11 protein-coding genes are annotated in these 13,391 nt (G+C 49.1%); 7 read left to right on the top strand and 4 right to left on the bottom strand.

All coding sequences use genetic code 11. The features are described from left to right. Positions 1-253: 253 nt before the first annotated feature. Positions 254-661, bottom strand: coding sequence for a hypothetical protein (locus AC0QH1_RS20985; protein ID WP_324633266.1), 408 nt, complete (start codon positions 659-661; stop codon positions 254-256). A 3-nt stretch (positions 662-664) separates the two neighbouring features. After that, positions 665-1,177, bottom strand: a complete 513-nt coding sequence (locus AC0QH1_RS20980) for a hypothetical protein (protein ID WP_324633265.1) — start codon at positions 1,175-1,177, stop codon at positions 665-667. A 122-nt stretch (positions 1,178-1,299) separates the two neighbouring features. Here AC0QH1_RS20980 and AC0QH1_RS20975 point away from each other — a divergent pair, with 122 nt between their 5' ends. From AC0QH1_RS20975 to AC0QH1_RS20955, 5 genes are all read left to right on the top strand, one after another. Then, entirely contained in the window at positions 1,300-3,066 is a 1,767-nt protein-coding gene (locus tag AC0QH1_RS20975; RefSeq protein ID WP_324633264.1) for a Cas10/Cmr2 second palm domain-containing protein, read from the top strand. Then, complete coding sequence (locus AC0QH1_RS20970) at positions 3,051-4,130, top strand: type III-B CRISPR module-associated Cmr3 family protein (protein ID WP_324633263.1); 1,080 nt, start codon at positions 3,051-3,053, stop codon at positions 4,128-4,130. Before AC0QH1_RS20975 ends, AC0QH1_RS20970 begins: the two co-directional genes overlap by 16 nt. Before the next feature lie 10 nt (positions 4,131-4,140). Next, positions 4,141-4,344 (top strand): RAMP superfamily CRISPR-associated protein, encoded by a 204-nt coding sequence (locus AC0QH1_RS20965; protein ID WP_324633262.1) that lies wholly within the window; start codon positions 4,141-4,143, stop codon positions 4,342-4,344. A gap of 90 nt (positions 4,345-4,434) precedes the next feature. After that, entirely contained in the window at positions 4,435-5,004 is a 570-nt protein-coding gene (locus AC0QH1_RS20960) for a hypothetical protein (RefSeq protein ID WP_324633261.1), read from the top strand. After that, positions 5,004-5,990 carry a hypothetical protein gene (locus AC0QH1_RS20955; RefSeq protein WP_324633260.1) on the top strand — a complete coding sequence of 329 codons (987 nt, stop codon included), beginning with the start codon at positions 5,004-5,006 and terminating at the stop codon, positions 5,988-5,990. Before AC0QH1_RS20960 ends, AC0QH1_RS20955 begins: the two co-directional genes overlap by 1 nt. A 381-nt stretch (positions 5,991-6,371) precedes the next feature. Here AC0QH1_RS20955 and AC0QH1_RS20950 read toward each other — a convergent pair whose 3' ends face one another. Next, positions 6,372-7,805, bottom strand: a complete 1,434-nt coding sequence (locus AC0QH1_RS20950) for an FAD-binding domain-containing protein (RefSeq protein WP_324633259.1) — start codon at positions 7,803-7,805, stop codon at positions 6,372-6,374. Between the two features lie 536 nt (positions 7,806-8,341). Here AC0QH1_RS20950 and AC0QH1_RS20945 point away from each other — a divergent pair. After that, positions 8,342-9,904, top strand: coding sequence for a cation:proton antiporter (locus tag AC0QH1_RS20945; protein WP_324633267.1), 1,563 nt, complete (start codon positions 8,342-8,344; stop codon positions 9,902-9,904). A 99-nt stretch (positions 9,905-10,003) separates the two neighbouring features. Here AC0QH1_RS20945 and AC0QH1_RS20940 read toward each other — a convergent pair whose 3' ends face one another. After that, a complete protein-coding gene (locus AC0QH1_RS20940; protein ID WP_324633258.1) occupies positions 10,004-11,182 on the bottom strand; it encodes a histidine kinase in 1,179 nt (392 codons plus the stop codon). A 306-nt stretch (positions 11,183-11,488) separates the two neighbouring features. On the opposite strand from AC0QH1_RS20940, the gene AC0QH1_RS20935 reads away from it, so the two are divergent. After that, complete coding sequence (locus AC0QH1_RS20935; RefSeq protein ID WP_324633257.1) at positions 11,489-13,252, top strand: DUF2079 domain-containing protein; 1,764 nt, start codon at positions 11,489-11,491, stop codon at positions 13,250-13,252. Positions 13,253-13,391 lie beyond the last annotated feature (139 nt).

The following is a 13,391-nucleotide window of genomic DNA, read 5'->3' as shown; positions in this document are numbered from 1 at the left end:
GAATTGTATCGGGATTAACTGTAGTTGCAACACCCCACTAAAAACAATGCTTTGACGATAAGATTTGCAGCCGGTTTATAACCGGCTTTAGCTATGAGGCGTGGGTTTAAAACCACGCCGGGTTATTAAAAACAATGCTTTGACGATAAGATTTGCAGCCGGTTTATAACCGGCTTTAGCTATGAGGCGTGGGTTTAAACCCACGCCGGGTTATCGGGTTAATGCAACATCAAAAAATGTACAATATCCCCAATTACCCAATCAAATCAAAGGCACTATGTTGATAATCAATCACATAAGGCCCAAAAGATTTTTTAATTGCAGGGTTGTAGGAAACATATTCCAAAACGCGATCGCGTTTGAGACCGGCCATAATCATTCCGACTGTCATCGGTTTAGTTACCCCGGTAAAATCGGCAACAATTTCATCCGCACCATATTGACTTTTGCGATAAATTTGGTTGACGGCATCGAAAGTTTCTTGGGCGTCAGCGGGGGACACGCCTTTGATAATTTGTACCTGTAAAGGCGGTAAATTAAGTGGGTTAGCGATCGCATTGTGTTGTAAGTCTTCACAACGCCTTTTAATCTCCTCTGCTTTATTCTGAGAACTGCCACCGAATTGGTTGATTTGACTGTCATCGGACGGACTTAAGCACACAATTTATAAACAGCGCTTAGTTATGTAGTGATATTCAATAGCAAACATGGCACTATTCGGATTGCTAACCAGCAAAATCAACCCTTTTTTGCCATCGGGTTGAGTTAATTTATCGCTGACAAATACCCCTTGCATGAGGGGACGGCGGAATTTATACCCCAAACTAATAAACAAGGTGAATCCCAAACCCAAACCAATCATCAGGGTATGCACTAAAAACTCTTTGGGAGTGGGAGTCGGAGTCGTCCCCAGGACATAGCGGATTGCCAATTCGCTCAATTTGACGAGATTATCTATCATCCAACCCGCGATCGCCAGTCCGACTCCTCCCCAAAACGGCAATCCCAATCGGCGGAAAATGTGCCCTAGTTGCAGACTCGACCAAAAGGCAGCGATCGCATTCCAGCAACCACGGGCGATATCTGCGGATTTCTTGCGGACCGATTTTACCGTTCGGGCGATCGCATCTTTCACCTGGATTGTCACTTGCCCGGTCCCTCGGATCCCTTTTTGCATGACCGCGAGACCCCGGGTTGTTACCTTTCTTAACCGGAATGCTAACTTAGGTTGCGGTTTGTTAGGTTTCATAACGATTTCGATAAATTAATGGGTTTATACCCTAAAATGGTAGCTAGGTTTTGGAAGCTCAGCTTTCCAGTAGCGATTACAATGGCCACATAGACCGCCGAGATGCCGATGCCATGACCGAATCGAGCTATACTGCAATTACCTTTGCACCGGTGCAAGGGTTTATCGAAAAGTCCCGCAAGTTGCGCGACTTGTATGGGAGTTCGTTTCTGCTATCGTACCTTTCCCGCGTTCTCTGCAACGCGGCGCAACAGCAAGGGTGGAAGGTGATTTCCCCTGCCATCATTAACGTGACCCAGGGGACGCCGAATCAGATTATTATCCAGGGCGTGTTTCCCGAAGCAGATGCCCGCGCCACCTTTAACCAAGTATGGCACACGGTGGTAGAAACCTGCCGCCAATGGATCGAGAAAACCTTACCCAACCGTAACTATTGTTGGAAGCGCGAGTGGAAAGATTGGAGTCACCACGCCTGGGAATTTTTCTGGGCCATCGGCGATACGATTACCGCAGCGCGAGAATCTCTCAATGATGTCAAACGTCCTCGGGATTGGGTGGGGATTAATTGGAAAGGCGAAAGTTCGACCCTTTCCGGAACCGATGCGATCGCATGGCCGAAGTTGGGTTTAATTCATCCCCAAAACCCAGAGGCGCAAACTGAAAAACAAGAAATCGAGGAATTTTATGCTGCCTTGAGTCAAGAACTGGGTGAAACCTATATCGAACGCATTCCTAGATTCGATACTCTAACCGGAAAGAAGCGGGTGAATGTAGCCAAAAAAATCGGTGAGGCGATAATTACGCCTCGGGAACAGTTAAGTATTCCCGAACTGATTAAACGTTTGATAACCGTAGAGGCGATCGCGGAATCGATTCAATTTGAAATCGAACGTCCGCGCATCGAAATGTCAGACACTTTTATCCAAGCAGCATTGGCAGCGACAGATATTGAAATTCCCGAAAAACCGTTTCGCGAAGTAAACCGCCATGAGGAAAAACGGTGGACGGGATGGTTCCAAGGGGATGGCGATCGCATGGGTAAATTCCTGCAAGAACTATCAGAAAAAGGAGAAGATATCGAACGAGAAGAACTGAAAAAGTTTAGCTCGGCGTTAATGAACTGGGGGGAAGATGAACTCAAACCTTATATGAAAAAAAGCCAACTCGGTCGGATTGTCTATGCCGGTGGCGATGATTTTATGGGGGTTTTGTTCCAAAGTGCCACCCCGGGAGACCTCACCGCTAGCGAGTGTTTGCAGTGGTTTTCCAATCTACCCGAACTGTGGAAAAAACACGGCTATGCCGATAAAATTAGCGTCAGTGTTGGGTTTGTCTGGGCCGCGCCCAATGTTCCCCAGCGCGATGTGTTGCAACACTGTCGGGAAGCAGAAAGGTCGGCGAAAAGTTGCGGACGCGATCGCCTTGCGATGCGGGTATTATTCAACAGTGGCAATCACCTGGAATGGGTGTGCCCCTGGCGATTTTTGGATATTTTATCCGCCTATCGCGATCGCAACAACCAACCCAAAAACTGGGCGCACATTTACCAAGATATCGCTAGTTTACAATCCCGTTATGCTTTCACCGATAACCAAATCCACATTGCCGAGGCGATCGCTGAAATTTATTTTCCCAGTCAAAAAGATATCTTAAACCGGGATAACTGGTGGAATGCTGACGATAAAGCGGGAATTTTAGGCGAACCAGAAAAATACCACGAAACCGGCAACCTGAACGAGAAAGCAGTCAATACCGCCCTCAACGACTGGATAATCAATCTGGCAAAAGTAGGTTTTCATTTATGTTCCGATACCTGATTATTATCGAACCCCTCGGATTCCTCTACGGAAGTGCGGGAAGATTCCTCTCTCCTGAAAACTTAGTAGGGCGATCGGGAACCAGCTTTCCGCCTTCTGCTGCCACTTTATCCGGCATTTTTGCCGCCGAATGGCAAACCGAAGCGGAGAAAAAGAAACTCTACAATCTGAAACTGGCAGGGCCATTTTGGGCGGAGGAGAAAAACGTCCAAAACTTTTACGTCCCCACCCCGTTTAATTGTTTGGTCAAAGACAATAAAATTAAATATGTGCTAACTTGGCAGGGAAATAAATGGTTGCAACCATCCGGAGAAAAACCGCCCAATGATAAATTTCAAACTGGGACTTGGATGGGGATAGAAGATTGGGAAAAACTGGAAGAAAATAGCTTAGAACAACCGGAAGTCAAAGGTAATCCTTGGAAATTTTTACCTCACTTGCATCCCCGCCTGAGAGAAGACGAACGTCACGTAAAAACAGACGCCGCCGACAATCAAGGCAGTTTGTTTCTCGAAAATGCGGTACAACTGAATCCGGAGACTTGTTTGGTGTATTTATCCACCGAAGAAATCCCGGCGGGTTGGTATCGGTTTGGGGGGGAAGCACATATGGTGGCGATTCGATGTGAGGCGATCGCCAAACCGGCGAGACTCTTACTCGAACAACCCTTGCAACGCAGTTTTGCCCTAATTACACCAGCGGTGTGGGGTTCCAACCGCCTTTCCTATCGCGAACCGAAGGTTAAACTCGGGAACCAGTGGCAAAGCGTGTGGTATGACAGCGAATCGGGCATGAAATCGATGCTAACCCAGCGTTCCCACCCGATTCGATTTCGATTAGGCGATCGCGAAAACCAGCAACCGAATCAACCGAAACTGCTATCGCGAGGGCGGTATGCCGTTTCCGCCGGCACAGTCTACATTGTAGACCGTCCGCTAGATAAAACCTGGCAACAGTGGCCCAGGAAGTGGTTTCCTACCGAAGGATATTCGTTCAAACGCTGGGGATGCGGATTATCTTTGCCCCTGAACGGGGCAATTTCTCATCAATTATCGCAACAATAGGAGAACCTGAATGTATCATCAAGCTTACGGCATTATCGAAACCCTCGCCCCCCTTCACGTGGGCGCATCTGCCGGTGAGGAAACGGGCAACCTCAACCTCATTTTTCGCGACCAATTCACCCAAACTGGCATTATTCCGGGCAGTTCGATTCGGGGACGATTTCGGGCAGATATGCGCCGCAATCATAACAGTAACGGCAACGTAGGTTATTAGTACGGACATGAAGCGGTAGAAGGTCGCGAAGATGGCGGAACCACCGAAGCGCGCGTTAAATTTGAATACGCTTCTTTACTGTGGTTGCCCGTGTTTTATCCGGGACAACCCATCGTCTGGGTGACATCCCCCCTCCTCCTGAAACGATACAAGCACATGGCCGGAATTTCCACACCCGTTCCCGACCCTTATACCGCCTCCCCCGACCTAGAAGGTCGTCAGGTTCCCGGTACGCAAAAAAAGGTGTTGTTCTTTAATTTAGGTTTCCTCGAAATCGACCATCAAGTTGACCTTTCTCCCTGGATTCCAGCCGGGACAAATTTATCCACGAAATCTTTAGTAGTTGTAGATGACCGAGATATTGCCAACATTCACGATATGGCTTTATATCGTCAAAGTCGAGTAAAATTACTCGACAATATGAAAAAAGTGGATACGGAACGCGGGGCATTTTTTAATACCGAAGCGTTACCCGTCGGCAGCATTTTAGTGTTTCCCGTTGCCCTGAAAGAAACCGGATGGCAACCCTTTGGCACACGAAATTCTCAGCCCTATTCTCAAGAATTGTATTTTGGCGGACTCGAATCGATTGGTTTCGGTCGTTGTAATGTGACGTTAGTTGGTGATAGTTTAGCCCAACCCCAGGAGGAAAAACAATAATGGCGTGGACATCTTATAGTTTAGACCAAGTGGCACAACAGCTAGTTCTCGATGCCCGACTGCGCGATCGCAAATCTCTCAATCAATCCTTTAAAATGCGCGAATCCGTTGCTTACGGATTGGAACGATTTTGGGGAGAACACCTGCGCTTGCAAGTCAGAGAACCCGATAAATCCCAATACTGGAAAGCAACCTGGGATGCCTTAGTTGATGTTATGAGGCAATCGGGCATTACGGTTCCTAACGATACGGTTCATGTGAATAATACTACAGACGAACCAACCTATGAGGTAGCGGGAAAATTACAATGGTTACTGAGGCGATCGCTGCCCGAATCCCAACAAAACATCCTCCTAACACTGATGCGGTTGCTGATGCGATTTGCTATGCTTCTCGGAGGTTTTGGTAAATCCTGGCGACGCGCCGACCATCGCTTGTTTAATAAGGAATACTACGAACAAAATGAAACAAAACCCTTGATTCGCTGTCACTGGCAGTGGGACAAAAGCTCGTTGATTAACGAAAACAAAGTTCGCAAACTCGACCACGTTGCCCCGTTTTTAAACCATATCAGAACAACCGCATCGGACTGGATAAAAATTTGCGGCATCACACCGACTCCCGATAGCCCGACAGACTGGCGCGAAGCATGGCATCCAGACAACGTGCAAGTCTGGGGAAGATTCTCTCAAGGTCGAGAAGACTGTAAAGCAGTGCAATGGTTGCACAAACCTTATCAAAAATTTGACCGCTATCTCCGACAACAAACGCAAACGATTAAGCAAACATCAGTTACGGGAAGTATCAATCAAATTGGGCGACTGTGGCATCGGATGTATCCAGTGGTGCGCGTGAATACAACAATGGAAAATGGTAAGCAGAAGAGAAGGGCAATTCCTACTAAAAATTTCATGGAATTGCTAACAATGTTTCCGGACGATTCTCAAGAGTGTACAAATTTTCTCAACTTTTTGCACGAGGAATAACAATCTCAATCTAACTCGGATAGTTTTCAGAAACTTTGGCCAAAATAAATTGAACCCCTACCGCTTGAGCTGAAGTGGACTTGTTGGAAACGTCATGGCTCCAAAGGGCAACAGAACTACAGTGAATGCCGCACCTGCTTGCATAGATGTAGTAGAATGTGACCGGAAAAAATCCCCGGATAATATGTGGGATTTTCTCCGGTGGATTGCCAATCAAAATAGCCGACAGGAATAGTTTTAAAAAGAATTATTCCGCATCGGCGAACCATGAGAAGCCAAGGCGAAGTTTTAATCGCCCGCGTTTCACCGACACTGGACCGGAGATGATGTTTTAAAACGCCCCGAGATCCGGGATGGGTGAGCCTTCGCCCACCCATCCCCTCACGAGAGGTTCTTTTGCTGCTGATACAGTGCTTTAAATCTGCGCTGTTGCTGTTTGTGGTCTACAATCGGGGCAGGATATTCGCACTGTTGCCGATCGCTGGGCGGAATTTTTCCCGACATTAACACCTCCGTATCCAGCGATCGCAATTCTGGCACCCATTGGCGAATGTATTCCCCCTCCGGATCGAACTTTTGCCCTTGGGTGGTGGGGTTGAAAATTCGCAAGGGTTTCGGATCCATGCCGCTGGAGGCACTCCACTGCCATCCGCCATTATTCGCCGCTAAATCGCCGTCATACAGTTTCTGCATAAAGTATTTTTCTCCCCACTGCCAATTGATAATTAAATCTTTAGTGAGAAAACTGGCGACAATCATCCGACATCGGTTGTGCATCCATCCCGTTTGGTTGAGCTGGCGCATGGCAGCATCTACAATTGGATAGCCGGTGCGCCCTTCACACCACGCTTGGAAATGTTCTTGGTTGTTTTCCCAGGGAAAGTCTTTCCACAAGTCGCGGTAAGGCCCTTCGGCAAGTGCCGGATAGTGATACAAAGCATGTTGGTAGAATTCCCGCCATGCCAATTCTTGCCGCCAGGTTTGCACGGATTTGCGCGTTTCGTCGCTGCGGCATTGTTCCCAAGCCGTGCAGGTTTGCGCCCAGACGCGGCGAATGCCCACTGCGCCAAATTTGAGGGCAGCACTTAATCCAGAGGTGCCGTCAACAGCGGGGAAGTTTCGCAATTCGTCGTACTCGTAAATGGCGCGATCGCAAAATTCCTCCAGTTTCTCCCGCGCCGCTGTTTCGCCCGGTTCGAGCAATAGCTCATTGTCCCAAGAAAATCCCAACTCGTCAAGGGTGGGAAGGGCGATCGCGCCGCTTTCTACTGCCGCTTGCTGTTGTTCTTCGCTCAAAGGTATCATATCTTTTACCCGAGGCTTTGGTTCCGCTTTCTGGTGGCGATTCCAGTTTTTCCAAAATGGAGTATAAACGGAGTAGGGCGTACCACTGCCGGTGCGAATTTCTGCCGGTTCGTGCAACAATCGATCCCAAAAGGTTTGCACTTCAATGCCGCTTTCTTCCAGGGCGTCGCACACTGTTTTATCCCGCTGCTGGGAATAGGGTTCTACATCCAGGTTCCAATACACTGCTTTTGCCTGTAGCGCCCTCGCCAATGTCGCGATCGCCTGACTCGGTTCGTCATTTAAAATTAACAATTGACTCCCCGCCTGGGCATAACTTTCCTGCAATTCCCGCAAGCAACCCAGCATGTATTTTACTCTTGCCGGTGCCACATCATCGCGATCGAGAATATTCGGATCCAGGCAAAACACCCCCACCAGGTGCGCCGTTTTCTGCCGCGCCTTTGCCAATCCCACGTTATCGCTCAGCCGTAAATCTCGCCGATGCCAAAAAATTATCGTCTCCGACATAGTTTCTCCTGATTTGTATTCGATACACCGTTGATTTTTCCCAGAATTGGGAGAATGGTGTTTTCTATTTTCTCATATTTTTACTATATTTTTCAATCTTCAATTTTGCAAACGGTATTTTTAAAAAAACCCGACAAAAGCGAAAGCCACTCCCTCGGTAAAGGCAGAATTTATATTGATTTATTTTGGGTTATGCCCATAATTTAGAGGGTTAGGAATTCATCCGAATTAGGGTTTTATGCAACGGAATTGAGATTCGCTTAAACAGGTTATTGAATCCCGGTGTTGATTGAGAACAAACCGCCCAATGGCTGGGAGGTGCAGATGGGCAAATGCGATCGCCACTTCCCCGCAAACTAAATTGTCAATCTGCAACATCCTTCCCCCACAGAACCCACAGCAACCGAGAACTTGCTTAACATGGGACGACAGACTAAAACTAATGAGGACTGATGCAAGTTGGTTGTGGTAGGTCAACCCACCCCACACCGCAAGAGTCAGAAGTCATTATCGGATATCCACTGAGAGTTCTCAATATGACATTAGAAACCGTTGGAGGAGAAGCGCTAATACAGGAAAACCTAGAGCGCTTTCTCCTCGTGCTTACCGTCTCCCTAAGTGTAGCGACGCTTCCCCAAGTATTTAGTTGGGTGAGGCAGATTCCCTACACCCTGCTACTGGTGATCGTCGGTTTAGGGTTGGCATTTGTAGACGTGCGTCTGGTCAACCTCTCCCCGGAACTCATTTTGTCAATCTTTTTGCCTCCTCTGCTGTTTGAAGCCGCCTGGAATCTGCGGTGGAAAAACCTGAAGCGAGATTTAGTCCCCGTCAGTTTCTACGCCATTGTCGGGGTGTTGATTTCCGTGGTTGGTATCGCCTTAGCGCTGAATCAATTTGCCGGGATTTCCCTAACCACCGCCCTGCTGTTGGGGGCGAGTCTTTCCGCCACAGATCCGGTATCCGTGATTGCCCTATTTCGGGAATTGGGGGTAGACAAACGGCTTTCCACCCTCATGGAAGGGGAAAGCTTGTGCAACGACGGCGTAGCGGTCGTGGCATTTAGCTTATTAGTCGGATTGGCATTAGGCACCGAACAATTCGAAGTGCGAACCAGTTTGGCGCAATTTTTTGCCTTTGTAGGGATTGGCGTGGGGGTGGGGAGTCTGATTGGGTTTGGAATTTCCTACCTCACCCAACGCTTCGACTTGCCCTTAGTCGAGCAATCCCTGACCCTGGTTTCCGCCTATGGCACCTATTTAATTACCGAAGAACTGGGGGGTTCCGGGGTAATTGGCGTAGTGACGGCGGGGGTAATTTTAGGAAACTTTGGCTCCAGAATTGGCATGAACCCGCGCACGCGGTTAATCGTCACCGAATTTTGGGAATTTTTAGCCTTTTTCGTCAATTCCATCGTTTTTTTGCTGATTGGCGACCAAATCGAGTTTGCCAGTTTGGCAGACAATCTCGGGTCGATCGCGATTACCATTGTCGCCGTACTCGGGACCCGCGCCCTATCTATTTACAGCCTCGGCGCAGTGAGCAATTTAATCACCAAATCCGATTTAAGCCTGCGCGAACAAACCGTGCTGTGGTGGGGGGGCTTGCGAGGATCCGTCTCCATCGCCTTGGCGCTCTCCGTGCCCATCGTACTGGAAGCGCGCGAAGAAATCATCGCCACCGTATTTGGCGTAGTGTTATTCACCCTGCTAGTGCAAGGACTCACCACCAAACCCCTGCTGAAGCGGTTAAATTTACTGGGAGAGCAGACCTTGCGACAGCAATATGTAGAAGCGATCGCCCGTCGCACGGCCCTCGAACGAGTCCTCGAGCGTTTAGACGCGGAAAACCTGCCCCCCGACATCGATCCAGAGTTTTACCGCTATCAAATCGCCTTAGTCAAAGGACAACTCGAAGAAGTCGAAAAACAACTCAAACAATTGCGAATCGAAGAACCCGACTTGCAAGACTTTGCCCGGGAACAATTCAAAGAAGAACTGCTCGCCATTGAAGCAGACACCTACGCCGAATTAGTGCGTGCCGGTCGCTTAACCAAAGAACTGGCACCCTTTTTACAAGAAGTTCTGCAAGAAGAAGGATAAACAACCACAGCGGGGAGCCGATGCGCGCCCCCTAACCCAGAGAATTAAGAATTGAGACAACCCCGGCGACTGCGCTTATGCGGCTTAATTCTTAATTCTCTACTGTCGATAAACGGGCAACGTAAAATGAAAAGCACTACCGCGTTCCGGAGAAGAATCCACCCAAATTTGCCCGAAATGTGCCCGAATCAGACGCTTGCACAATCCCAAACCGATGCCGTACCCATCTTTTTTCGCATCCCGTTGCAGGCGAAAGCGGTCTTCAAAAATATGCTTTTTATTCTCCTCCGGAATTCCCGGTCCATTATCGATAATGCTCACCTGAACCTTTTGGGTGGTGCGGTGCAAAATACACAGTTCGATTTTCCCTTTTTGTGGAGTATATTTCACCGCATTATCCAACAAATTTACCACCACTTGGCGGATGCGTTCCCCATCAGCATAAACCAAAGGCAAATCATTGGGAATATCTCGATGAAACTTCAGGGAATTTTCTTTAAACCGCTCTTCAAAATCTTTAATAATCTCGAAGCATAACGCTTTGAGATCCAAAATGTGGGGATGGATTTCAAATTCCCCATTATTACTGGTGCGAGCGGCAATCAAAATGTCGGAAACCATCTGCTCGATCGCCCGGGTTTGATTGCGGGCGTGGGCGATCAACCGCGCGCTCAGGGCCGCCCTGACTTTTGGGTCGCTCTCCTGATTTTGGTGTTGGGTCATTTCCAGGGTTTCCAACGCCAAGGAGGTTGCCGTGAGGGGATTTCGCAACTCATGCGCCAACATGGCAATCAGTTGATCTTTAAAATGAACGCGATCGAGCAATTCTTCTTTTTCCTGCTTCAGGTGAAAAATTTCGTCGGATAACTGCATCAATTCCGCTGAATGAGCCAGGGAAGAGGTAGAGGGGGCGCAACTGTTGCCGTCGGGTTTCCTATCTCCCTTGTCTTCGAGATAATCTTTCACAGAACGTTGCCAGCGCTCCCACCATTTTTCTATCTGCGCGACTAAATTACTGCCGGCGATAATCTGGCGCGGTTCTGGGTGGAGTTTGATCAGCGCCGGGGTGGCAACCAGGCGAAAATGTTCGGCAAGATAGGGTTGTTCTCCCACATCGACGATCTGAAGGTCAAAAATGGTCTCTGCCCGCAATTGTCTGAGGTAACTGCGGATATCGCGGATTTGTTCGGTGGAATTCGGACGCCTATCCACACACAGCACGAGCTGTAAAGGGGCGTTTTGATTCCGATCTAGGGTTGGGTCTGGAGAAGCTCTCATGCAATCTTGTTGCAGCAGTGCAAATAAAACAAGGGTCAACCTCCAAGCAAGAGCGGAAAAATCCTCCCGATCGCCCTGGAGTTTCTTTGTCTTTTCTTTATATTTATAAACTATCCTGTTTGTGGTCTGTCTGTTAACCTGTGCTGATTCTTCTCAGGGCAAGGGGATTCCGAGTTAAGGATCCCTGGCAGAGTCAAGGGAAAACGGACGGGTCTCGGGAATTTGGCTCCACACCCGGGAAAGGAGTTGACGCATCCTGAAGTGGAACGGTAAAGTTTAAAGTTTTGTTAAGGGCTTGAGTGACCAATGGTGTCAAACTGGCAGAAAAACCCCCGATCGCGAGTGGTGGCGATCGCCGCCGCCGTCTTTTTCATCATCACCCTGGTGTTTACCTTGCACCGCTACTACACCTTTTACGCCTCCTTTGACCAAGGCATTTTCAATCAAGTCTTTTGGAACAGCACCCACGGGCGCTTTTTCCAAAGCTCCCTGTCTTCGAGCCTTTCCACGAATGTGGTTCACGCCGGCGAAGTACCAGAAGTCTTTTACCACCGTCTGGGACAGCATTTTACCCCCGCTTTGCTTTTGTGGCTCCCCCTCTACGCGCTGTTCCCCTCCCCCGCCACCCTCAGCGTGCTGCATGTCACCATCGTCACCGCTGCCGGCTTGGTGCTGTACGTTTTAGCCAGACAGTACCTCGAGGTGCGCCTGTCAGCACTGATTGCGCTGAGCTATTACGCCGCCAACGCCATCCTCGGACCGACGCTTTCCAATTTTCACGATAACTTCCAAATCCCCCTGTTTGTCTTCAGCTTGCTGCTGGCGATGGAAAAACGCTGGTGGTGGCTGTTTTGGCCGTTGGCTATCTGTATTTTAGCGGTGCGCGCCGATGGGGGCATTTCCCTGTTCGGGATTGGCGCATACATGACCCTGAGCAAGCGCTATCCGGGGCGGGGTCTAGCCGTCTGCGTGCTCAGCTTTACCTACGTGGTGGTGCTGACGAATGCGATTATGCCGTTATTTTCCGAGGATATTTCGCGACGGTTTACCATCGAGCGCTTTGGGCAATATGTGGATGCCCAAGAAGCAACCACCCTGGATATTCTCTGGGCATTTATCACCCAACCGGGTTTGGTGTTTGCGGAAGTGTTCACCCCGTTTTGGGGCAAATTAAAATATCTCCTCGGACAATGGCTTCCGTTTGCCTTTGTGCCCGCCTTGTCACCCGCCGCTTGGACGATCGCCGGTTTTCCGTTGCTGCAAATTTTCCTGCAACAAGGCATGAGTGCCCTGTCGATTAACATTCGCTATGCGATGACGGTGGTGCCTGGGTTGTGTTATGGGGCGATTTTATGGTGGTCCCACCGTCAGCAGTGGCTCGATGCCCCCCTGCGTCAGTGGGCGATCGCTGCTTTACACCCTCAGACCCGTTCTAAATTCTCCCCGCCGGCCCTGGGTGAGTGGTTCGATTCCCGGCGAGAAACCCTACGCCTGTGGTGGGAAAAACATCCCCATCTGCTGCGAATTTCCATGCGCCGCTTTTGGGCGATTTGCATCTGTCTGTCTCTGTTTTTTACCTTTACCTCCAACCCGAATCGCACCTTTTATTTCTTGATTCCGGATTCGGTGGATCCTTGGGTGCATGTGTCTCTCCCCCGTCAGTGGCAACATGCGAGCCATATCCGCGCTTTGATGAATGAAATCCCGCCGGATGCTAGCGTGGCGGCGACGACTTATATCGTGCCTCCCCTCTCCGGGCGTCGGGAAATTCTCCGCTTTCCGTTTCTGCAGTTACGCAACGATGCGGGGAAGGTGATTCACGTGGAATACGCGATCGCCGATTTATGGCGTCTGCAGCAGTATTTACCCGCCTTCAAGTACGATCGCGAACTGTTCCGCTCGATTATTCCGTTTATCGATCGCCTCGCCAATGAGGGTCACTATGGCATTATTGGCTTTGAAGATGGGGTGATTTTGATGCGCCGCAATACCCCCTCGGATCCTGCCGCTTTCGCCGCTTGGAATGCCTATCGCCAAGAGATTGCGCCACTCATGCAGGAGTTGAGTTAAAATTGAGGGATAATTTTAGCGATCGCTAAAAATCGCTAGATAAGTAAATCCCGATTCGGGTCATTTATTTTGCAGAATTGCTTATCAACTTACCGGAATGTAAACCCGCTAATTTCAGTTTAATGGTCTAACTGTAGCC

The organism is Phormidium sp. CCY1219 (assembly GCF_055795085.1).
This window is presented reverse-complemented; position numbering and strand designations above follow the sequence as displayed.

Bases quoted from the DNA above. Each gene is read 5' to 3' on its own strand.
- AC0QH1_RS20965 (WP_324633262.1), top strand. From the start codon at position 4,141: ATGTATCATCAAGCTTACGGCATTATCGAAACCCTCGCCCCCCTTCAC.
- AC0QH1_RS20980 (WP_324633265.1), bottom strand. From the start codon at position 1,177: ATGCAAAAAGGGATCCGAGGGACCGGGCAAGTGACAATCCAGGTGAAA.
- AC0QH1_RS20935 (WP_324633257.1), top strand. From the start codon at position 11,489: ATGGTGTCAAACTGGCAGAAAAACCCCCGATCGCGAGTGGTGGCGATC.
- AC0QH1_RS20970 (WP_324633263.1), top strand. From the start codon at position 3,051: ATGTTCCGATACCTGATTATTATCGAACCCCTCGGATTCCTCTACGGA.
- AC0QH1_RS20945 (WP_324633267.1), top strand. From the start codon at position 8,342: ATGACATTAGAAACCGTTGGAGGAGAAGCGCTAATACAGGAAAACCTA.
- AC0QH1_RS20955 (WP_324633260.1), top strand. From the start codon at position 5,004: ATGGCGTGGACATCTTATAGTTTAGACCAAGTGGCACAACAGCTAGTT.
- AC0QH1_RS20950 (WP_324633259.1), bottom strand. From the start codon at position 7,805: ATGTCGGAGACGATAATTTTTTGGCATCGGCGAGATTTACGGCTGAGC.
- AC0QH1_RS20940 (WP_324633258.1), bottom strand. From the start codon at position 11,182: ATGAGAGCTTCTCCAGACCCAACCCTAGATCGGAATCAAAACGCCCCT.